The 20,382-nt window shown below is 56.2% G+C and carries 20 protein-coding genes; 11 read left to right on the top strand and 9 right to left on the bottom strand.

Translation table 11 applies throughout. The features are described from left to right. Position 1: 1 nt before the first annotated feature. The 4 genes from cmoB to AC6I8B_RS11545 form a co-directional block, all read right to left on the bottom strand. On the bottom strand, positions 2–970 hold the full coding sequence (gene cmoB / locus AC6I8B_RS11560) for a tRNA 5-methoxyuridine(34)/uridine 5-oxyacetic acid(34) synthase CmoB (protein WP_010258611.1): 969 nt from the start codon (positions 968–970) through the stop codon (positions 2–4). Then, on the bottom strand, positions 967–1,695 hold the full coding sequence (gene cmoA / locus AC6I8B_RS11555; protein WP_010258614.1) for a carboxy-S-adenosyl-L-methionine synthase CmoA: 729 nt from the start codon (positions 1,693–1,695) through the stop codon (positions 967–969). Before cmoA ends, cmoB begins: the two co-directional genes overlap by 4 nt. Positions 1,696–1,776: 81 nt before the next feature. Continuing rightward, positions 1,777–2,172 (bottom strand): MAPEG family protein, encoded by a 396-nt coding sequence (locus AC6I8B_RS11550; RefSeq protein ID WP_497817439.1) that lies wholly within the window; start codon positions 2,170–2,172, stop codon positions 1,777–1,779. Between the two features lie 69 nt (positions 2,173–2,241). Continuing rightward, positions 2,242–3,063: a DUF72 domain-containing protein gene (locus AC6I8B_RS11545; RefSeq protein ID WP_332837844.1), complete on the bottom strand. Its 822-nt coding sequence runs from the start codon at positions 3,061–3,063 to the stop codon at positions 2,242–2,244. Between the two features lie 211 nt (positions 3,064–3,274). Here AC6I8B_RS11545 and aspS point away from each other — a divergent pair, with 211 nt between their 5' ends. The 6 genes from aspS (at position 3,275) to ruvB (ending at position 8,801) form a co-directional block, all read left to right on the top strand. Next, the gene (gene aspS, locus AC6I8B_RS11540) at positions 3,275–5,053 is read left to right on the top strand and encodes an aspartate--tRNA ligase (RefSeq protein WP_010258624.1); all 1,779 of its coding nucleotides are present in this window, start codon (positions 3,275–3,277) and stop codon (positions 5,051–5,053) included. After that, positions 5,053–5,484, top strand: a complete 432-nt coding sequence (gene nudB / locus AC6I8B_RS11535) for a dihydroneopterin triphosphate diphosphatase (protein ID WP_031591430.1) — start codon at positions 5,053–5,055, stop codon at positions 5,482–5,484. The genes aspS and nudB overlap by 1 nt, the downstream gene beginning before the upstream one ends. Positions 5,485–5,768: 284 nt before the next feature. Next, the gene (locus tag AC6I8B_RS11530; RefSeq protein ID WP_010258633.1) at positions 5,769–6,512 is read left to right on the top strand and encodes a YebC/PmpR family DNA-binding transcriptional regulator; all 744 of its coding nucleotides are present in this window, start codon (positions 5,769–5,771) and stop codon (positions 6,510–6,512) included. Between the two features lie 37 nt (positions 6,513–6,549). Next, on the top strand, positions 6,550–7,077 hold the full coding sequence (ruvC, locus tag AC6I8B_RS11525; RefSeq protein WP_003849205.1) for a crossover junction endodeoxyribonuclease RuvC: 528 nt from the start codon (positions 6,550–6,552) through the stop codon (positions 7,075–7,077). 96 nt (positions 7,078–7,173) lie between these two features. After that, the gene (gene ruvA / locus AC6I8B_RS11520; protein WP_010670803.1) at positions 7,174–7,788 is read left to right on the top strand and encodes a Holliday junction branch migration protein RuvA; all 615 of its coding nucleotides are present in this window, start codon (positions 7,174–7,176) and stop codon (positions 7,786–7,788) included. An 8-nt stretch (positions 7,789–7,796) separates the two neighbouring features. Beyond that, positions 7,797–8,801: a Holliday junction branch migration DNA helicase RuvB gene (gene ruvB / locus AC6I8B_RS11515; RefSeq protein WP_010258640.1), complete on the top strand. Its 1,005-nt coding sequence runs from the start codon at positions 7,797–7,799 to the stop codon at positions 8,799–8,801. On the opposite strand, the gene znuB is transcribed toward ruvB, so the two are convergent. Continuing rightward, positions 8,802–9,587, bottom strand: a complete 786-nt coding sequence (gene znuB, locus AC6I8B_RS11510; protein WP_010258643.1) for a zinc ABC transporter permease subunit ZnuB — start codon at positions 9,585–9,587, stop codon at positions 8,802–8,804. Next, positions 9,584–10,339 carry a zinc ABC transporter ATP-binding protein ZnuC gene (gene znuC, locus AC6I8B_RS11505; RefSeq protein ID WP_010258646.1) on the bottom strand — a complete coding sequence of 252 codons (756 nt, stop codon included), beginning with the start codon at positions 10,337–10,339 and terminating at the stop codon, positions 9,584–9,586. The genes znuB and znuC overlap by 4 nt, the downstream gene beginning before the upstream one ends. A 77-nt stretch (positions 10,340–10,416) precedes the next feature. On the opposite strand from znuC, the gene znuA reads away from it, so the two are divergent. The 3 genes from znuA (at position 10,417) to lpxM (ending at position 13,809) form a co-directional block, all read left to right on the top strand. Then, positions 10,417–11,364: a zinc ABC transporter substrate-binding protein ZnuA gene (gene znuA, locus AC6I8B_RS11500; protein WP_033757918.1), complete on the top strand. Its 948-nt coding sequence runs from the start codon at positions 10,417–10,419 to the stop codon at positions 11,362–11,364. Between the two features lie 13 nt (positions 11,365–11,377). Further along, the gene (gene mepM, locus AC6I8B_RS11495; protein ID WP_010258653.1) at positions 11,378–12,709 is read left to right on the top strand and encodes a murein DD-endopeptidase MepM; all 1,332 of its coding nucleotides are present in this window, start codon (positions 11,378–11,380) and stop codon (positions 12,707–12,709) included. A 125-nt stretch (positions 12,710–12,834) separates the two neighbouring features. Beyond that, a complete protein-coding gene (gene lpxM, locus AC6I8B_RS11490) occupies positions 12,835–13,809 on the top strand; it encodes a lauroyl-Kdo(2)-lipid IV(A) myristoyltransferase (RefSeq protein WP_022625518.1) in 975 nt (324 codons plus the stop codon). Positions 13,810–13,929: 120 nt separating this feature from the next. Here lpxM and AC6I8B_RS11485 read toward each other — a convergent pair whose 3' ends face one another. The 3 genes from AC6I8B_RS11485 to AC6I8B_RS11475 all read right to left on the bottom strand — a co-directional run bounded on the left by AC6I8B_RS11485 (position 13,930) and on the right by AC6I8B_RS11475 (position 17,675). Further along, entirely contained in the window at positions 13,930–15,162 is a 1,233-nt protein-coding gene (locus AC6I8B_RS11485; protein ID WP_022625519.1) for an MFS transporter, read from the bottom strand. An 84-nt stretch (positions 15,163–15,246) separates the two neighbouring features. Beyond that, the gene (gene pyk / locus AC6I8B_RS11480; protein WP_033757915.1) at positions 15,247–16,689 is read right to left on the bottom strand and encodes a pyruvate kinase; all 1,443 of its coding nucleotides are present in this window, start codon (positions 16,687–16,689) and stop codon (positions 15,247–15,249) included. Positions 16,690–16,796: 107 nt separating this feature from the next. Next, positions 16,797–17,675: a MurR/RpiR family transcriptional regulator gene (locus AC6I8B_RS11475; RefSeq protein ID WP_198346847.1), complete on the bottom strand. Its 879-nt coding sequence runs from the start codon at positions 17,673–17,675 to the stop codon at positions 16,797–16,799. 364 nt (positions 17,676–18,039) lie between these two features. On the opposite strand from AC6I8B_RS11475, the gene zwf reads away from it, so the two are divergent. Together zwf and AC6I8B_RS11465 are read left to right on the top strand one after the other, a co-directional pair. Further along, positions 18,040–19,515, top strand: a complete 1,476-nt coding sequence (gene zwf / locus AC6I8B_RS11470) for a glucose-6-phosphate dehydrogenase (protein WP_010258671.1) — start codon at positions 18,040–18,042, stop codon at positions 19,513–19,515. Between the two features lie 214 nt (positions 19,516–19,729). Next, positions 19,730–20,368: a bifunctional 4-hydroxy-2-oxoglutarate aldolase/2-dehydro-3-deoxy-phosphogluconate aldolase gene (locus AC6I8B_RS11465; protein WP_157352385.1), complete on the top strand. Its 639-nt coding sequence runs from the start codon at positions 19,730–19,732 to the stop codon at positions 20,366–20,368. The last annotated feature ends 14 nt before the right edge of the window (positions 20,369–20,382 follow it).

The following is a 20,382-nucleotide window of genomic DNA, read 5'->3' as shown; positions in this document are numbered from 1 at the left end:
ATTACGGTTTGGTGGCGACCAGCACGGCGCGCAGAGGCGCCGGATAGCCCTCGACCGTTTTGCTGGGGTCATCGGGATCGAGGAATTCAGCCAGAGACTCGCTGGTCATCCAGTCAGTACGGCGTTGCTCTTCAGTGGTAGTGAGGGCGAAATCGACAATCCGGACATCCACAAAGCCGCTTTTTTCCAGCCAGCTTTTCAGCGCTTCAGCTGAGGGAATGAAGAAGACATTGCGCATCTGCGCATATCGCTCACCGGGCACCAGCACCTGATTCACATCGCCCTCAATCACCAGCGTCTCCAGCACCAGTTCACCACCGCTGACCAGCTGATTCTTAAGCTGTAACAGGTGATCCAGTGGCGAACGGCGGTGATAGAGCACGCCCATCGAGAACACGGTATCGAACGCCTGCAACACCGGTAACTGCTCAATGCCCAGCGGCAGCATATGCGCCCGGCGATCGTCGTTCAGCAGCTTACGCACCGCTTCGAACTGCACCAGGAACAGCTGCATTGGATCGATGCCAACCACCAGATGTGCACCCGCGCCAATCATCCGCCACATGTGATAGCCACTGCCGCAGCCCACATCGAGCACTGTGCGGCCGGCCAGCGGAGAGATGTGCGGTAGCACGCGCTCCCACTTCCAGTCCGAACGCCATTCGGTGTTGATGTGGGTGCCATAAAGGAAATAGGGCCCCTTACGCCACGGCATCAGGTTGCGCAGTAATTTCTCAATACCCTGACGATGGCGATCGCTGATGTCATCGCGGTCGGCAGTAACACTGTGCAGCAGGTCAAGCTTTTGAGGCTCCAGCAGCGGGAGATACTCCAGCGACTTGTACCAGTCGCGGAAGTGCCCATGCAGGTTTTCACGCTGCCACTCGCTGATTTGCGCCGGTAACACTTCCAGCCACTTCGCCAGCGGTCCCACCGCAATTTGCTGATAAAAACGGCCAAAGTCGATCATTTCAACGCCACCAGAGATCCAAAATTAAAGCACTGGAACCAGAGTTCGGCGTGCGAGAAACCGGCCTGTTTCAGACGGGCTTTATGAGCTTCAACGCTGTCAGTCAGCATCACATTTTCCAGCATGCTGCGTTTCTGGCTGATTTCCAGTTCGCTGTAGCCGTTGGCGCGCTTGAAGTCGTGATGCATGTTAAACAGCAGCTCACCGACTTCGGCATCTTCAAAACTGAATTTTTCTGACAGCACCAGCGCGCCGCCCGGTTTCAGTCCCTGCCAGATCTTTTCCAGCAGCGCCAGACGCGCAGGCGGTTCCAGAAACTGCAGCGTAAAGTTGAGTACCACCAGAGAGGCGTTCTCAATCTCAATGTCGCGGATATCCGCTTCCAGCACCGTTACCGGCGTGTCCGCGCGAAACGCATCAAGATGCCGACGACAGCGCTCCACCATCGCCGGGGAGTTATCCACTGCGATGATCTGGCAACCCGGCACCTGAATATTGCGGCGCACCGACAGGGTGGCCGCGCCCAGCGAGCAGCCCAGGTCATAAACCTTGCTGTCCGGGGTAACAAAACGTTCTGCCAGCATGCCAATCATCGAAATGATGTTGGAGTAGCCCGGCACCGAGCGCTGAATCATGTCTGGAAAGACTTCAGCTACACGCTCGTCAAAAGTCCAGTCGCCCAGTTTTGCAATGGGCGCTGAGAAGAGTTGATCGCGGTCAGACATATCGAAAATCCGAAGAGACGACGGAAAGGGCGCTATTCTCGCAGAAAGTGGGGCGGGCTGCACCCCTTAACCCAGGCCAGCTTAATGCAGCGTCAGCACCAGTTCCCACGGCATATAGATCAGGTTAAAAATCACCATGCCGCATAGGGAAAACAGCGTCAGCAGCATGCCATATTTGCGGCCTGCCATTGCGCTGCTGTGCAAACCCCAGGCGTGCAGCAGACGACTGATAAAGAACAGCAGACCCGTGAGATGCACCATCCAGATATCGGCGCCGTTCATCTCCATCATCACCAGCAGAAACAGCGCCAGCGGAATGGTTTCGATGGCGTTGCCGTGAATGCGAATCGCCATTTTCAGGTCGTGGTAGCCGCCATCGCCATACGCCACACGGTAGAATCGGCGATAGCGGACCACGTCCAGCGTGAATTTCATCACCAGTAATGCACCCATCACCACATATAACGCGCTAACCATAGCCACCCCTGCGACTGTCCATAATGCTTCTATTCTAACGGGCGTGCAGCCCGCTGTCCTGGGCAGGAATCAAAACAGTGACGTCTGCTGCGGCCAGTCCGGTCCGCTACCTATGCCGGGATCGATCTGCTGCAGCTGCGGCCAGAGTGCCTGCACCAGCGGAAAGACCTGGCCCATATCGGGCGTGTGCAGAAACAGCATGGCGTCGCCCTGTTGCTGCCATTCTGTCAGCTTGTCACGCCAGATCTGAAACAGCGGCACGCTCTCTTTCACGCTATCGCTGCCGATAAACCGCACCATCGGCTGTGAGCCGGTTCGCAATGCATGAGGCGGCACCCGGGGCTTCTGCGCGCGGGCCACCAGCGCGGCCGGACTTTGCGAGGTAGAGGCGTGAACCGGACGGCTGTCGAGCATCACGCGATTGATGCCGCGCGCCAGCAGGCCGCGATTCAGCGCCCGTTCAGCATCCCCTTTAGCGAAGAAAGCAGGATGGCGGACTTCGACGCCATAGTGAAAACGGCGCGGCAGGCTGTCGAGAAAGCGCCACAGGTCGTCGAGCTGCGTCGGAGAGAAGCTGGCAGGCAGTTGCAGCCAGTACTGACCGATGCGATCGGCCAGCGGCTCCATCAGGCGCAGGAAATCGGTCAGCAGGTCGTCGCTGTGCTGCAGCGCCGCCTGATGGCTGATGGTATTGGGAAACTTAAAGCAGAAGCGAAACGCATCGTGCGTCATATCGCGCCAGCGCATCACCGTTTCCGGATTCGGCAGCGCATAGAGCGTGGTATTTCCCTCTACACAATGGAAATAGCGGGCATAGTCCGCCAGGCTTTCGATGCCCCAGCGTTTCCAGTGTGAATGCTGCCACTGGGGCAGGCCAATACGAAGTGTCACGCGCGCTCCTGGCTGCAGATTAAGATACCCCATTATCCGCTATGGTCAGGCTGGGGGGCAAATGCACACAGGAAATCGGCGCTTTGGCGCGGATCTGCTTATCCTGTCTGGCTTTTTCCATTATAATGACCGCCATTTTTGCGACAGCATCGCAACAGGTAACGCGGCCGGATGCTGTCAGATGCAGCGGCGAAGTTAAAAGGATAGTGTTATGCGTACAGAATATTGCGGACAGCTCAATCTGTCTCATGTGGGTCAGCAAGTCACGCTTTGCGGCTGGGTAAACCGCCGTCGCGATCTGGGCAGTTTGATTTTTATCGATATGCGCGACCGTGAAGGCATCGTGCAGGTGTTTTTTGATCCCGATCGCCAGGACGCATTTAAGCTGGCTTCTGAACTGCGTAACGAATTCTGTATCCAGATCACCGGTACCGTGCGTGCGCGTGATGAGAAGAACAAAAACAGCGACATGGCGACCGGTGAAGTGGAAGTGTTTGCCCAGGCACTGACTATTATTAACCGCTCTGAGCCACTGCCGCTGGACTCGAATCAGACCAACAGCGAAGAAGCGCGCCTGAAGTACCGCTATCTGGATCTGCGCCGCCCTGAGATGGTGACGCGTCTGAAAACCCGCGCAAAAATCACCAGCTTCGTTCGTCGCTTTATGGATGACGAAGGTTTCCTGGATATCGAAACCCCAATGCTGACCAAAGCGACGCCGGAAGGCGCGCGTGACTATCTGGTGCCAAGCCGGGTACATAAAGGCAAATTCTATGCGCTGCCGCAGTCACCTCAGCTGTTTAAACAGCTGCTGATGATGTCCGGTTTTGACCGCTACTATCAGATCGTTAAATGCTTCCGCGACGAAGATTTACGCGCCGATCGTCAGCCAGAATTTACCCAGATCGACGTGGAAACCTCCTTTATGACCGCGCCACAGGTGCGTGAAATCATGGAGCGTTTAATCCGCAATCTGTGGCAGGACGTGCAGGGCGTTGATCTCGGTGAGTTCCCGCAAATGACCTTTGCGGAAGCAATGCATCGCTACGGTTCAGATAAACCGGATCTGCGTAACCCGATGGAGCTGGTGGACGTCGGCGACCTGCTGAAAAACGTGGAGTTCCAGGTCTTCTCTGGCCCGGCTAACGATGAAAAGGGCCGTGTTGCCGCGCTGCGCGTACCGACCGGCGCACAGCTGAGCCGTAAGCAGATTGATGAATATGGCAAGTTCGTGGAGATTTACGGCGCCAAAGGTCTGGCGTGGATGAAGGTTAACGTCCGTGCTGACGGCCTGGAAGGCGTGCAGAGCCCGGTTGCCAAATTCCTGAATGCGGAGATTGTAGAAGGCATTCTGAGCCGCACCGGCGCTCAGGATGGCGACATTATCTTCTTTGGTGCCGATCGCGCCAAAGTAGTCGCGGATGCACTGGGTGCGCTGCGTCTGAAAGTGGGCCGCGAGCTGAACATCACTGATGAGAAAGCCTGGGCACCGCTGTGGGTAATCGACTTCCCGATGTTCGAAGAGGACGAAGAGGGCGGTCTGGCTGCGATGCACCATCCGTTCACGGCGCCAAAAGAGATGAGCGCAGAAGAGCTGGCCGCCGATCCAACCCGTGCCGTGGCGAATGCCTACGACATGGTGATCAACGGTTATGAAGTAGGCGGTGGTTCAGTGCGTATCCACAACGGCAAAATGCAGCAGACGGTGTTCAGCATTCTGGGTATCGAAGAGCATGAGCAGCGTGAGAAGTTTGGCTTCCTGCTGGATGCGCTGAAGTTCGGTACGCCACCGCATGCGGGCCTGGCCTTTGGTCTGGATCGCCTGACCATGCTGCTGACCGGCACCGATAATATTCGTGACGTCATTGCGTTCCCGAAAACCACGGCGGCCGCCTGCATGATGACCGAAGCGCCAAGCGAAGCTAATCCGGCTTCCCTGCTGGAGCTCGGCATTCAGGTCGTTAAAAAAGAAAAGCCTGAGAATAAATAATGGGCTATAAACACCCGGTTTCAGTGCTGGTCGTCATTTCGGCGCGCGATACTGGCCGGGTGTTGATGCTGCAGCGGCGTGACGATCCCACGTTCTGGCAGTCGGTCACCGGCAGCCTGGAGGCAGGAGAGTCACCGCTGGCGACCGCGTGTCGTGAAGTGAATGAGGAAATCGGCATCGACGTGCTGGCCGAGCGGCTGGAGGTGGAGGATTGTCAGCGTCAGATCGACTTTGAAATCTTTCCCCATTTCCGCCATCGCTATGCCCCTGATGTCACCCATAATCACGAGCACTGGTTTCGCCTGCAACTGCCAACGGAGCGCAATGTGATGCTCACCGAGCATCTGGCGTTTCGCTGGCTGGCACCCGCTGACGCTGCAGCATTAACCCGATCATGGAGTAACCGCCAGGCAATTGAAGAATTTATCTGAATGCTCGCCATCGCCCGGTATTCCGGCGGCGGATAGATTAAATTTTATGAATCTGGTGAGTTTTAACAGGACTTCACCAACATATTGAACAGTCAGGCGTAATCGGCACCGTGAGGTTGTTCACCGCCCGCGCGACGTCGTCAGCGTACGCTTGTACGTGAGGATGCTTCGCGACGCTCGCCCTCGGGGTATTCAGGTTGTCAGTCACCTGTATGCGTACGGACGGTAAACAGGCTCGCAAGCAGGATAGCCTGCACCCTGTAAAAGATCGGAGAAAATTTAAAATGGCAGGACACAGTAAGTGGGCAAATACCAAACACCGTAAGGCGGCGCAGGATGCCAAGCGCGGCAAAATCTTCACCAAAATCATTCGTGAACTGGTGACAGCGGCCAAGCTGGGCGGCGGCGATCCGGGCTCAAACCCGCGCCTGCGTGCAGCGATGGATAAAGCGCTGGCGAACAATATGACGCGTGACACCATGGATCGCGCTATTGCGCGCGGTGTAGGCGGCGATGACAATGCCAACATGGAAACCATCATCTATGAAGGCTACGGTCCTGGCGGCTCGGCCATCATGATTGAATGCCTGAGTGACAACCGTAACCGTACCGTGGGCGAAGTGCGTCACGCCTTCACCAAAACCGGCGGGAATCTGGGCACCGACGGCTCCGTGGCTTACCTGTTCAACAAAAAAGGCGTGATCTCCTATGCGCCGGGTCAGGATGAAGATGCGGTGATGGAAGCGGCTCTGGAAGCGGGCGCAGAAGATGTGGTCAGCTATGACGACGGCGCGATTGATGTCTTCACCGCATGGGAAGAGATGGGCACGGTGCGTGATGCACTGGAAGCGCTCGGCCTGAAAGCGGACACTGCAGAAGTGGCAATGATCCCGACCACCAAAGCAGAGATGGATGCGGAAACCGCACCTAAACTGCTGCGTCTGATCGACATGCTGGAAGATTGCGACGATGTGCAGGAGGTCTATCACAACGGTGAAATCTCCGACGAGGTAGCGGAAACGCTGTAATGGCGTCTACCGTAATCACTTTAACCAAAGAGGCGTAATGTCGATTATCCTGGGTATCGATCCCGGCTCACGCATCACCGGTTATGGTGTTATTCGTCAGACTGGCCGTCAGCTCACTTATCTGGGCAGCGGCTGTATCCGCACTAATACCACCGAGTTGCCCGCCCGTCTGAAGCTGATTTATGCGGGCGTCTGTGAAATCATTACGCAGTTTTCACCCGACTTCTTCGCCATTGAACAGGTGTTTATGGCGAAGAATGCAGACTCCGCACTGAAGCTCGGCCAGGCGCGCGGGGCCGCGATTGTTGCCGCGGTTAACCACGATCTGCCGGTGTTTGAGTATGCCGCCCGTCAGGTAAAACAGACCGTCGTTGGCATCGGCAGCGCCGAGAAAAGTCAGGTGCAGCACATGGTGCGAACCCTGCTGAAGCTGCCGGCGAACCCACAGGCAGATGCCGCCGATGCGCTGGCGATTGCCATTACGCACTGTCATGTGGCTCAGAATGCGGCTCGCATGAGTGACAGCAAGCTGGTGCTGACGCGCGGACGGTTACGCTCAGGTTAGCCGTCATCGCTCAGGTCGCACTCACAGGCTGGATATTCATCCAGCCTTTTTTATGTTATAAAATCCGCCACATTCGTTAGTTAAGGAAGCGTTCAGGTGATAGGTCGTTTACGGGGCAATATTCTGGAAAAGCAGCCGCCACTGGTACTGCTTGAGGCACACGGCGTCGGCTATGAAATTTATATGCCCATGACCTGTTTTTATGAGTTGCCTGAACTTCAGCACGAAGCGGTGATTTTTACCCACTTTGTGGTGCGTGAAGATGCGCAGCTGCTGTTTGGTTTTAACAGCAAGCAGGAGCGCGCGCTGTTTCGCGAACTGATTAAAGTGAATGGCGTCGGACCTAAGCTGGCGCTGGCGATCCTCTCCGGCATGTCGGCGCAGCAGTTTGTGACCGCTGTTGAGAAAGAGGAGATCGCGTCACTGGTGAAACTGCCAGGCGTGGGCAAAAAGACGGCTGAGCGTCTGGTGGTCGAAATGAAGGACCGCTTCAAAGGAATGCACGGCGACCTGTTTGGCGGCGATTCTGCCTTTACGCTGACCACGCCGAGCGCCGAGCCGGAAACCAATGATGCGGAAGCCGAAGCGGTTGCAGCGCTGGTATCACTGGGTTATAAACCGCAGGAAGCGAGCCGTATGATCAGTAAAGTCGGTCGACCGGATGCGGATTGCGAAACCCTGATCCGCGAAGCGCTACGCGCCGCCATTTGAGGTAAGTCATGATAGAAGCCGACCGCCTGATCTCCGCTGCCAGTATCAGCGAAGAAGAGGTTATTGACCGCGCTATTCGCCCGAAGATGCTGACCGAGTATGTCGGTCAGCCGCAGGTGCGTGAGCAGATGGAGATTTTCATCAAGGCAGCGCAACTGCGCGGCGATGCGCTCGATCATCTGCTGATCTTCGGTCCGCCGGGACTGGGTAAAACCACCCTGGCGAACATCGTGGCCAACGAGATGGGTGTCAATCTTCGCACTACTTCAGGTCCGGTGCTGGAAAAGGCGGGCGACCTGGCGGCGATGCTGACCAACCTTGAACCGCATGACGTCCTGTTTATCGATGAAATCCATCGCCTCTCACCGGTGGTGGAAGAGATACTCTACCCGGCGATGGAAGATTATCAGCTGGATATCATGATTGGCGAAGGCCCGGCTGCGCGCTCAATCAAGCTCGATCTGCCGCCGTTTACCCTGATTGGCGCCACTACGCGTGCTGGCTCGCTGACCTCGCCGCTGCGCGATCGTTTCGGCATTGTGCAGCGGCTTGAGTTCTACCAGGTTAAAGATTTGCAGCACATCGTGGGCCGCAGCGCCGCCTGTCTGGGTCTGGCGCTGAGTGACGAAGGGGCGTTAGAGATCGCCCGTCGCGCCCGCGGCACACCGCGTATCGCCAACCGCCTGCTGCGCCGCGTTCGTGACTTCGCAGAGGTGCGGGCAAACGGTGACCTGAGCGGTGAAGTCTCCTGCAGCGCGCTGGATATGCTTAACGTAGATAGCGAAGGGTTCGATTATATGGACCGTAAACTGCTGCTGGCGATCATCGACAAATTTATGGGTGGGCCGGTGGGGCTGGATAACCTGGCTGCGGCCATTGGTGAAGAGCGGGAAACCATCGAAGATGTGATTGAACCCTTCCTGATTCAGCAGGGCTTCATTCAGCGCACACCGCGTGGCCGGATGGCCACGCAGCACGCTTATCGTCACTTCGGCATTACGCGCGAAGAGTAATTAGACTGCTGGTTTCCGGACCATGCTGAAAATAAACAGGATGGCGGCGCAGAGCACCACTGACGGCCCGGCAGGGGTGTCGTAGAAGGCGGAGAAGGTCAGGCCGCCGGTGACGGCAATCACCCCGATGACTACGGCGACGGCCGCCATGCCTTCCGGTGAACGCACAAAGCGACGAGCGGTCGCAGCGGGGATAATCAGCAGTGAGGTGATAATCAGCGCACCCACGAACTTCATTGCCACTCCGATAGTCAGTGCCGTTACCAGCATCAGGATCAGACGGGTACGCTGGATATTGACGCCGTCCACCTGGGCCAGTTCCGGGCTGATGGTCATCGACAGCAGCGACCGCCACTGCCACGCCATCACCAGCAGCACGATCACCACGCCGCCACCCATCATCCAGAGATCGTCTGGCGTCACCGCCAGCAGGTCGCCAAACAGATAAGCCATCAGATCGACGCGAACGTTCTTCATCAGGCTGACCACCACCAGGCCCAGCGACAGCGCGCTGTGTGCCATAATCCCCAGCAGGGTATCGATAGCCAGATGTGGACGACGCTCCAGCCAGACCAGTCCCAGCGCCAGGCAGACCGTAACCAGAATCACCGCGTAGTAAGGATTCACGTTAAACAGCAGGCCAAATGCCACGCCAAGCAGAGAGGCATGCGCCAGGGTATCGCCGAAATAGGACATCTTGCGCCAGACAACAAACGATCCCAGCGGACCGGCAGCCAGCGCTAACATCACACCGCCTATCCAGCCCGGTAATAACAACTCAATCATGATGGACCCTGTCCTTTGCGTAAAACGATACGTCCCTGAAGGTCGTGACGGTGATTATGATGATGACGATAAATCGCCAGCTCCTCCGCGCCGCGCGGACCAAACATGGCGATAAATTCCGGATGCTGCGATACCGCTTCCGGGGTGCCGGAACAACAGATGTGATGGTTAAGGCAGAGCACTTCGTCGGTTTTGGCCATCACCAGATGCAGATCGTGGGAGACCATCAGTACGCCGCAGTTCAGTTCAACGCGTAACTGATTGATAAGGTCATAGAGTGACACCTGACCATTCACATCCACACCCTGGGTAGGCTCATCGAGTACCAGTAACTGAGGCTGATTCAGCAGGGCGCGCGCCAGCAGCACACGCTGGGTTTCACCACCGGAAAGCTTTTGCAGCGGGGCGTTGAGCAGGTGACCCGCCTGCACGCGTTTCAGTGCCGGCAGGATCTCGGCGTTTTTGCTGCCACGGGTCAGACGCATAAAGCGCTCAACCGTCACCGGCAGGGTCGGGTCGATGTGCAGCTTCTGTGGCACATAGCCAATTCGCAGGCCGGGATCACGCTGAACGCTACCGGTGGTGGGAGCGAGCAGTCCCAGCACCACACGCACCAGCGTTGATTTTCCGGCACCGTTAGGACCCAGCAGGGTGAGGATGCGGCCAGGCTGCAGTGCCAGGCTGACACCGGATAACACATTGCGCTGGTTAAACTTTATCGAAACATTATCGAGTGTGACAAGTGAGGTCATAGTATTTACAGGTTGCACAGAATTTCGAATGTTATAATATCACATTCCACCTCATGGTCACGATGGAATGACGCAATATGTTACATAATAAAAAGGGCGCAATTTTCGCCTTAACTGCTTTCTCCGTTACAGCTTCGTTAACCCTTCCAGCTCAGGCGAATGTCGTGGCTTCACTCAAACCGGTAGGGTTTATCGCTGCGGCCATTGCCGATGGTGTCACACCGGTTGATGTTCTGCTACCGGACGGTGCCTCTGAACACGATTATTCCCTGCGGCCCTCAGATGCAAAACGCTTAAAAAACGCGGACTTAGTTGTATGGGTCGGGCCTGAAATGGAAGCCTTTATGGCGAAGTCTGCGGCTGAACTTCCGGCCCAAAAAAACCTCGCGATGGTGAACATCGACGGGGTAAAACCGTTATTGATTAGCGGTGGTGAAGATGAAGATGAACACACAGCGGAAAAATCCGAAGAACAGGAGGCCGATGCCCATCACCATCATCACGGCGAGTTTAATATGCACCTGTGGTTGTCGCCAGAGATTGCGCGCAAGACCGCGGTTGCAATCCATGGAAAATTATTGGAACTTATGCCGCAAGATAAAGCCAAACTTGACGCCAACCTCCAGCAGTTTGAGGTAGCTTTGGCGGACACGGACAAACGCGTTAGCGCACAACTCGCTCCGGTCAGAAATAAAGGATATTTCGTTTTTCACGACGCTTACACGTACTTTGAAAAACAATACGGTCTCTCGCCCACCGGGCACTTTACCGTCAATCCTGAAATTCAACCGGGCGCTCAGCGTTTACATCAGATACGAACACAGTTGGTTGAGCAAAAGGCGGTCTGCGTCTTTGCTGAGCCACAATTCAGGCCAGCAGTCATCGATGCTGTCGCCCGCGGAACGCAGGTGCGTAAAGGCACGCTCGATCCTCTGGGAACAGACATCAGCTTAGCCAAAGACAGCTATGTGAAATTCCTCTCACAACTGTCGAGCCAGTATGAAAGCTGCCTGAATGGAGCATGAGGAATAGGTAAAAGTGCAGCAGATAGCCCGCTCTGTCGCCCTCGCATTTAATAATTTGCCGCGCCCCCACCGCGTAATGCTGGGTTCTTTAACTGTAGTCACTCTGGCCGTCGCTGTCTGGCGGCCTTACGTTTATCATCCTTCGGATGATGTGACGCCCATCGTCAAAAACATTGAACTGGATAAGAACACGTTCCGCACGCTGTTGCCGGAAGCCAGTGAGCCTATCGATCAGAGCACACCGGAACCGGAAGAAGAATTGCCTGCGGACGATGTGGACACCGACGTGCCCGAAACGGCCGGTGTTCACGACTACACCGTTTCATCCGGCGATACTCTGAGCAGTGCCCTGAATCAGTATGGCATCGACATCAGTGACATTAATGCGCTGGTGATGAGCGACCGCGATCTGCGTAATCTGCAGGTTGGTCAGCAGCTGAGCTGGACGCTGGATGATGATGGCGGCCTGAAAACCCTGAGCTGGGAAATTTCCCGCCGTGAAACCCGCACCTATGAGCGCACCCCTAAAGGTGGCTTTAAGATGGATGCGGAGATGCAGAAGGGCGAATGGCGCAACAGCGTGATGCAGGGCGAAGTACGCGGCAGTTTTGCCGCCAGCGCCCAGCGTGCCGGACTGAGCAGTGCCGAAGCCAGCGCCGTGATCAAAGCGCTGCAGTGGCAGATGGACTTCCGTAAGCTGCGTGCGGGTGACCAGTTCAGCGTACTGATGTCACGCGAAATGCTGGATGGCAAGAGTGCGCAAAGCCAGTTGCTGGGTGTGCGCCTGCGCAGCGGGGGTAAAGACTATTACGCTTTCCGCGCCGAAGATGGCAAGTTCTACGATCGCAGCGGCTCCGGTCTGGCGCGCGGCTTTATGCGCTTCCCGACGGTTAAGCAGTATCGTGTCTCCTCTAACTTTAATCCGCGTCGTCTCAACCCGGTTACCGGCCGCATAGCGCCTCATAAAGGCGTCGACTTTGCGCTGCCGATCGGTACGCCGGTGCTGGCAGTGGGTGATGGTGAAATAGTGGTGGCGAAGAACGGCGGTGCCGCGGGTAACTATGTCGCGATTCGTCATGGCCGTCAGTATATGACGCGCTATATGCACATGAAGAAAGTGCTGGTGAAGCCAGGTCAGAAAGTGAAGCGTGGCGACCGTATTGGACTGTCAGGCAACACCGGACGATCTACCGGGCCGCATCTGCATTTTGAAATCTGGATCAATAATCAGGCGGTCAACCCATTAACGGCGAAACTGCCGCGCATGGAAGGCCTGACCGGTAAAGATCGCAGCGATTACATGGCACAGGTTAAATCCTGGTTGCCTCAGCTGGGTCTGAAGTAAGCGAATTTCGTCATATCGCGCAAAAACCGACGGGTTTCCCGTCGGTTTTTTGCTATATGGCGCAGGATGATTGCAAATTTTCAGGTCGTCACTATCATTAGCCGGTCATTGCTTGAGGCGAGTGCATGGAAACCCGTAAAAAAAATAACACTGAATTTATTCCCGTTTTTGAACGTTCTTTTCTCAAACCTAAATACTGGGGCAGCTGGCTGGCGATTGGTGGTCTGGCCGCGATGGCGATGCTACCGCCGAAAGTGCGCGATCCTCTGCTGGGTCGGTTAGGCAAATTCGCCGGTAAGCTGGCAAAGGGTGCACGGCGCCGTGCGCTGATTAACCTCTATTACTGTCTGCCGGAACTCAGCGAGGCGCAGCGTGCGACGCTGGTCGATGAGATGTTTGCGACGGCACCGCAGGCGATGGCAATGATGACCGAGCTGGTGCTGCGCGATCCGGCACGTATCCGTGAACGTGTAGAGTGGCATGGTCGTGAAATTATCGACCAGATGAAAGCGGAGCAGCAGAATGTGATTTTCCTGGTGCCGCACGGCTGGGCGGTGGATATCCCCGCCATGCTGCTGGCGTCAGAAGGTCAAAAGATGGCGGCGATGTTCCATAACCAGAGCGATCCGCTGATGGACTATGCGTGGAACACCGCACGCCGCGGTTATGGCGGACGGCTGCATGCGCGCAACGACGGAATCAAACCCTTTATCAGTTCAATCCGCCAGGGCTACTGGGGCTACTACCTGCCCGATCAGGATCATGGCCCGGAGCAGAGTGAGTTCGTCGATTTCTTTGCTACTTATAAAGCGACGCTGCCTGCGGTAGGGCGACTGATGAAAGTCTGCCGCGCGCGTGTGGTGCCGCTGTTCCCGGTTTATAACAGCAAAACGCATAAGCTTGAGATTTATGTGCGTCCGCCGATGGACGATCTGCTGGAAGCCGACGATCACCAGCTGGCTCGCCAGATGAATGCAGAAGTGGAAGTGTTTGTCCGCCCGCATCCCGAGCAGTACACCTGGATCCTCAAGCTGCTGAAGACCCGTAAAGAGGGTGACATCGAGCCCTATTCGCGCAAAGATCTCTATCCGCGCAAATAGCAAAAAGGCCGCGAAAGCGGCCTTTTCTTATCTCTTAATCATTGGCTACAGGCTTATGCTACCGTCGCTTTGAGCTTCTGAGCGGCCTGCTCAGGGCAAACCTGTGGCTGGGCTGCCTGTTTATAACGCTTCCAGCCTGCTGCGACGTTTGCGCTCGCGCATAAACAGGATCACCAGGCCAAACCAGAGCACGCCGCTGATAAAGTTGACCAGGCAGAACCACAGCGTGCCGCCGCTGAAGTAGCCACTTTTCGCCAGCTCAATTCCCACCGCCAGCGTCATAATACTGATCATTCCCAGCATCGCTGCCACGCTGCCTTTGCCTTCGTTGCTGGCGTAGAGCGTCAGGCGATACAGTCCGGCATTGACCATGCCAGCACCAAAGGCGTAGAGACTCAGGCCAGCGGTTATCAGCAGATAACCGTGGCTGTTCATCAGGCTCGCCACCAGCGCCAGGCTCAGACCAATCAGAATCGGCCAGGCGGCGAACTTCACCGGCTGCTCAATCGGCACGCGTCCCGCCAGCTTACTCAGCGTCAGGTTACCGGCGATCATCGCCAGAAATACCGGCAGCTGCAACAGGGCGTACTGCATGCGTGACAGACCTTCGTCGTGCATCAGGATCACCGGCGAAAGAGCAACCCAGGTGAGGATCGGGATAAACACCAGCCCGATAGCGAAGGAACCAAACATCACCAGCCGGTCTTTCATCAGCCGGCCATAGTTGCGTGCAAGATTGGGCAGGGCGATGGAATGACTGCGGTCACCTGCGGTTTCGGGCATCACACGCCACAGCACCACAAAGGCGACCAGGCTGCAGGCGGCAAACAGCCAGAACATGCTGCGCCAGCTGCCAATGGTGAGCCAGGCTGCACCAGCAAGCGGACCCGCCAGCGGAGCCAGCAGCGCCACGTTGGCCATCAGCGCCATCATGCGCACCGCCAGCGCCTCATCGAAGGCTTCCTGAATTGCGGCATAGCCGACCGCGCCGATAAAGCAGAGGCTGATGCCCTGAATAAAGCGCAGGCTGACAAATTCCTCAATCGAGCTGACCCAGTGCATCAGCATGCAGGCGACGGCAAAAAACAGGATGCCGAAGAGCATCACCGGTCGCCGGCCAAACTTATCAGAGAGAGGACCCAGCAGCCATTGCAGCACCACGCCGCCAATCAGGTAAGCGGTCAGGGAGGTGGAGACCCATTCAGGGCCGACGGAAAATTCGCTGGTGACGATCAGCATGCCAGGCTGGATCATGTCATGAGCAATATAGGTGGCAAACTCGAACAGCACTAACGCCAGAGGAAAGAGTAAAATTCGGCCGGTAAGCTGGCTGATGGGGTGGAAACGGGCCATCTGGCCTCCTTGTCAGAAAAGAAAACGCGACTGCCAGGCAGTCGCGTCGTTTATTCTACACCGACAATGTAAACCCGGGCTCAATTAATCCACGCGCAGCACACGTGTGGTATTGGTGGTGCCGGTGGCGCCCATCACATCGCCCTGCGTCACAATGACCAGATCGCCAGAGACCAGGAAGCCTTTGTCGCGCAGCAGGTTAACCGCATCGTGTGCGGCAGCCACACCGTCGTTATTGCTGTCGAAGAACACCGGCGTTACGCCGCGATAGAGCGCGGTGAGATTCAGTGTGCGTTCATGGCGTGACATGGCAAAAATCGGCAGGCCTGAGGTGATACGTGAGGTCATCAGCGGGGTACGGCCCGACTCGGTCATGGTGATGATCGCGGTGACGCCCTGCAGGTGGTTCGCGGCGTACATGGATGACATAGCAATCGCTTCTTCGACATTGTCGAACTGCACGTCCAGACGATGCTTGGAGACGTTGACGCTCGGGATCTTCTCCGCGCCCAGGCAGACCTTCGCCATCGCGGAGACAGTTTCAGCCGGATACTGACCCGCTGCGGTTTCCGCAGAGAGCATCACGGCATCGGTGCCATCCAGTACTGCGTTCGCCACGTCCATCACTTCTGCGCGGGTCGGCATCGGGTTAGTGATCATCGACTCCATCATCTGGGTCGCGGTAATGATGGTGCGGTTAAGCTGGCGGGCACGACGAATCAATGCTTTCTGAATGCCGACCAGTTCCGGATCGCCAATCTCAACGCCCAGATCGCCACGCGCCACCATCACCACATCAGAGGCCAGAATGATGTCATCCATCGCTTCCTGGCTGGCGACCGCTTCAGCACGTTCCACTTTTGCGACCAGTTTGGCGTCACAACCTGCTTCGCGCGCCAGACGCCGTGCCAGATTCATATCTTCACCACAGCGTGGGAAAGAGACGGCCAGATAGTCGACGCGGATTTTGGCGGCAGTGATGATATCCGCTTTATCTTTTTCGGTCAGCGCTTCAGCTGAGAGTCCGCCGCCCAGTTTGTTGATGCCTTTGTTGTTCGACAGCGGGCCACCCACGGTGACTTCGGTAAACACTTTCATGTCCTGAACTTCCAGCACTTTCAGCTGCACGCGGCCATCATCCAGCAGCAGGATATCGCCCGGCACCACATCTGCAGGCAGGCCTTTGTAGTCGATACCGACGCGCTCTTTATCGCCTTCGCCTTTACCGAGATTGGCATCCAGCAGGAAACGGTCGCCGATATTCAGGAAAACTTTGCCTTCTTTGAAGGTTGAAACACGAATTTTTGGACCCTGGAGGTCACCGAGGATGGCCACGTGGCGACCCAGTTTTGCGGCAATCTCACGCACTTTATCGGCGCGGATCTGGTGATCTTCTGGCGTGCCGTGAGAGAAGTTGAGTCGTACAACGTTCGCGCCGGCAGCGATGATTTTTTCTAAATTATTATCACGATCGGTGGCCGGGCCGAGGGTTGTAACGATTTTGGTTCTTCTGAGACGTCTTGACATCGAGGACTCCGTAAACATTTAAGCGTGCCCTGGTCTGTGGACACAGCATGGTTATCTATTCTATATGATCGACGGGTTGTGATACGACTCACATTGTAAATGTGATGTTAATTTTTTTGCTGATCATCCTTTTCCCGAATGGAGTGCTTTTCGTAACGCGACGCTTTCAACGCCTCTTTCACGCGTTTCAGGTTTTCCCGGAAGGGCGCACCCCGTTCCAGGGTGAAACCGGTCGCCAACACATCGATCACGGTCAACTGCGCCAGGCGCGATACCATCGGCAAATAGATATCCGTATCTTCCGGTACATCAAGCACTAAAGCTATCGCTGCTTCATGGGCAAGGGGAGAATCGGCAGAGGTGATGGCTATAACGGTGGAACCGTTTACACGGGCCAGGCGAGCCAGTTCTACCATATTTTTTGTGCGTCCAGTATGCGAAATGAGAACAAAAACGTCACCGGCTCGACTATTTATGCAACTCATGCGCTGGATCACAATATCGTCTGACCAGATGACCGGCAGATTAAAGCGCAGAAATTTGGTAAAGGCGTCATGCGCCACCACAGCGGAAGCCCCCAGCCCGAAAAAGGCAAGTTTGTCAGCCTGAGTAAGCAGGGTGACGGCCTGCTGCAGTTGGGCGCTATCCAGTTGATCCCGCACCCGCTGCAGCCCTGCCAGCGCCGAGTCAAAGATTTTGTGGCTGTAGTTCTCCACACTGTCATCGTCCTCCACGCCCCGGCTGACCCAGTTGCTGCTTTTCACCAGGCTCTGCGCCAGTTGCAGCTTAAAGTCGGGAAAGCCGCGTGCGCCCAGTCGATGACAGAAGCGATTCACCGTGGGTTCGCTGACGCACGCTTCGCGCGCCAGGGTCGCAATGCTGGAGTGCATCGCCGCCTGCGGCGCAGCCAGAATTTGCCGGGCGACTTTCTGTTCCGCATTGCTGAGCGCGGCGAACTGCGCGTCAATTTTTTCCAGCATATTCATAAGCCGATGACCATAATCACTTTTACCAATTTCAATTATCCCTGTCGTCAGAGTCGATTAACAGAGACTATATCGTGTCAGCACCTGCCAGGCGCAACGGCGGACAAGTCGATTGCCCTTTTTTTTGGGATACTTTGACCGGTGCCTGATTTTCCTGACACCAACAGACACAGAAAAAACCGGCAATCCGCACGTGTCATCACACGCGCTTAGCACATCCGGTACAGAGTTAATGCGGTTGACCCGGCGAGTCGGTTTACCTGGCGCGGGGAAAAAAGTACATTGTGCTCAAAGAAAATAATAACCTGGACCCGGTGGCAGAGGATGCATCACCACCGGACTATCCTGCAACGAGGAGAGGAAAATGGCGGTAACACAAACAGCCCAGGCATGCGATCTGGTGATTTTCGGTGCCAAAGGCGATCTTGCACGCCGTAAACTGTTGCCTTCACTGTACCAGTTAGAGAAAGCGGGGCAGATCCACGAGGAAACCCGCATTATTGGTGTCGGCCGTGCCGAGTGGGATAAAGCGGAATACACCAAAGTGGTACGTGAAGCGCTGGAAACCTTCATGAAGGAGAAGATTGACGAAGCGCTGTGGGACAAACTCAGCAATCGTCTCGACTTCTGCAACCTCGATGTCAACGACACCACGCACTTCCCGAAACTGGGCAAGATGCTGGACCAGAAAAATCGCACCACCATCAACTACTTCGCCATGCCACCCAGCACCTTTGGCGCCATCTGCCAGGGTCTGGGCACCGCGAAGCTGAATGCTAAACCGGCGCGCGTAGTGATGGAGAAGCCGCTGGGCACCTCACTGGAAACCTCGCAGGAGATCAACGACAGCGTTGGTGAGTACTTTGATGAGAGCCAGGTGTTCCGTATTGACCACTATCTCGGCAAAGAGACCGTGCTTAACCTGCTGGCGCTGCGCTTTGCTAACTCTATCTTCGTGAATAACTGGGATAACCGCACCATCGACCACGTCCAGATTACCGTGGCCGAAGAAGTGGGTATCGAAGGCCGCTGGGGTTACTTCGATAAAGCGGGCCAGATGCGCGACATGATCCAGAACCACCTGCTGCAGATTCTGACCATGATCGCCATGTCGCCGCCGTCCGATCTCAGCGCCGACAGCATCCGTGACGAAAAAGTTAAAGTGCTGCGCTCGCTGCGCCGCATCGATCAGACCAACGTGCGTGAGAAAACCGTTCGCGGCCAGTACACCGCTGGCTTTGTGCAGGGCAAAAAAGTGCCGGGCTACCTGGAAGAAGAGGGTGCCAATAAGTCGAGCGCCACAGAGACCTTCGTGGCAATACGTGTCGATATCGACAACTGGCGCTGGGCGGGCGTGCCGTTCTACCTGCGCACCGGTAAGCGTTTGCCGACCAAGTGTTCAGAAGTCGTGGTCTACTTCAAAAACCCGGAAATGAACCTGTTTAAAGACTCCTACTCAGAGCTGCCGCAGAACAAGCTGACGATTCGTCTGCAGCCGGACGAAGGGGTTGATATCGAGATCCTGAACAAAGTGCCAGGCCTTGATCACAAGCACAAACTGCAGACCACCAAGCTGGATCTGAGCTACTCCGAGACCTTTAACCAGTCGCACCTTGCCGATGCTTACGAGCGTCTGCTGCTGGAGAGCATGCGTGGTATCCAGGCGCTGTTTGTGCGCCGCGATGAAGTGGAAGCCGCATGGACCTATGTCGATTCCATTATCGACGCCTGGGCTGCGGATGGTGACTCTTCCAAGCCGTATCAGGCGGGCACCTGGGGCCCGGTGGCCTCAGTGGCGATGATTACCCGCGATGGCCGTTCGTGGAACGAGTTCGAATAACGGAAGTGATGATGAAGCCCGCAACGCGGGCTTTTTTTTCGCCCTTAAACCGGGCCAACCGACACGAATAAAATTGAACTGCCGTTTCAAAATGGTCGCAGGATGATAGACGCTCAGGAAGTTGATCATGTATGGTAGTGACGCAATTTACAGGGCAGGAGCCGATGCTCCATGACCGGGTCGCAATCCCGGTGTTATCAAGCAAGGGGAACTGATGAAAAACTGGAAAACGAGTGCAGAACAGATTCTGACCACCGGACCTGTGGTGCCGGTCATCGTTGTGAACAAACTGGAACACGCCGTGCCGATGGCAAAAGCGCTGGTGGCAGGCGGTGTCAGAGTGCTGGAAGTGACGCTGCGCACGCCAGTGGCGATGGATGCCTTACGTGCGATGATTAAAGAAGTGCCGGATGCGATCGTCGGTGCGGGAACGGTGATTAATCCGCAGCAGTTACAGGAAGTGACCGATGCAGGTGCGCAGTTTGTGATCAGCCCTGGCGTCACCGAGTCGCTGCTGAAAGCGGCCGTTGAAGGGCCGGTGCCATTGATTCCCGGCATCAGCACCGTTTCTGAGTTAATGACCGGTATGGACTACGGTCTGCGCGAGTTCAAGTTTTTCCCGGCAGAAGCAAACGGCGGCGTTAAAGCGCTGCAGGCGATTGGCGGACCCTTCCCGCAGGTGCGATTCTGCCCGACCGGCGGCATCTCTCCGGCGAACTACCGTGACTATCTGGCGCTGAAAAGCGTGCTGTGCATCGGCGGTTCGTGGCTGGTGCCCAACGACGCACTGGAAGCAGGCGAATGGGATCGCATCACCCGCCTGGCACGCGAAGCTGTTGAAGGCGCAAAGTAAGTTATGCGGTGAGC

This window comes from Pantoea sp. X-Soil-ISGK-285, from assembly GCF_059730815.1.
The sequence above is the reverse complement of the archived record's forward strand: the minus strand, read 5'-3'. Positions and strand labels throughout refer to the sequence as shown.

Excerpts from the sequence above, each read along its gene's own strand:
- cmoB (WP_010258611.1), bottom strand. The coding sequence starts at position 970 with ATGATCGACTTTGGCCGTTTTTATCAGCAAATTGCGGTGGGACCGCTG.
- cmoA (WP_010258614.1), bottom strand. The coding sequence starts at position 1,695 with ATGTCTGACCGCGATCAACTCTTCTCAGCGCCCATTGCAAAACTGGGC.
- AC6I8B_RS11550 (WP_497817439.1), bottom strand. The coding sequence starts at position 2,172 with ATGGTTAGCGCGTTATATGTGGTGATGGGTGCATTACTGGTGATGAAA.
- aspS (WP_010258624.1), top strand. The coding sequence starts at position 3,275 with ATGCGTACAGAATATTGCGGACAGCTCAATCTGTCTCATGTGGGTCAG.
- nudB (WP_031591430.1), top strand. The coding sequence starts at position 5,053 with ATGGGCTATAAACACCCGGTTTCAGTGCTGGTCGTCATTTCGGCGCGC.
- AC6I8B_RS11530 (WP_010258633.1), top strand. The coding sequence starts at position 5,769 with ATGGCAGGACACAGTAAGTGGGCAAATACCAAACACCGTAAGGCGGCG.
- ruvC (WP_003849205.1), top strand. The coding sequence starts at position 6,550 with ATGTCGATTATCCTGGGTATCGATCCCGGCTCACGCATCACCGGTTAT.
- ruvB (WP_010258640.1), top strand. The coding sequence starts at position 7,797 with ATGATAGAAGCCGACCGCCTGATCTCCGCTGCCAGTATCAGCGAAGAA.
- znuB (WP_010258643.1), bottom strand. The coding sequence starts at position 9,587 with ATGATTGAGTTGTTATTACCGGGCTGGATAGGCGGTGTGATGTTAGCG.
- znuC (WP_010258646.1), bottom strand. The coding sequence starts at position 10,339 with ATGACCTCACTTGTCACACTCGATAATGTTTCGATAAAGTTTAACCAG.
- znuA (WP_033757918.1), top strand. The coding sequence starts at position 10,417 with ATGTTACATAATAAAAAGGGCGCAATTTTCGCCTTAACTGCTTTCTCC.
- lpxM (WP_022625518.1), top strand. The coding sequence starts at position 12,835 with ATGGAAACCCGTAAAAAAAATAACACTGAATTTATTCCCGTTTTTGAA.
- AC6I8B_RS11485 (WP_022625519.1), bottom strand. The coding sequence starts at position 15,162 with ATGGCCCGTTTCCACCCCATCAGCCAGCTTACCGGCCGAATTTTACTC.
- pyk (WP_033757915.1), bottom strand. The coding sequence starts at position 16,689 with ATGTCAAGACGTCTCAGAAGAACCAAAATCGTTACAACCCTCGGCCCG.
- AC6I8B_RS11475 (WP_198346847.1), bottom strand. The coding sequence starts at position 17,675 with ATGAATATGCTGGAAAAAATTGACGCGCAGTTCGCCGCGCTCAGCAAT.
- zwf (WP_010258671.1), top strand. The coding sequence starts at position 18,040 with ATGGCGGTAACACAAACAGCCCAGGCATGCGATCTGGTGATTTTCGGT.
- AC6I8B_RS11465 (WP_157352385.1), top strand. The coding sequence starts at position 19,730 with ATGAAAAACTGGAAAACGAGTGCAGAACAGATTCTGACCACCGGACCT.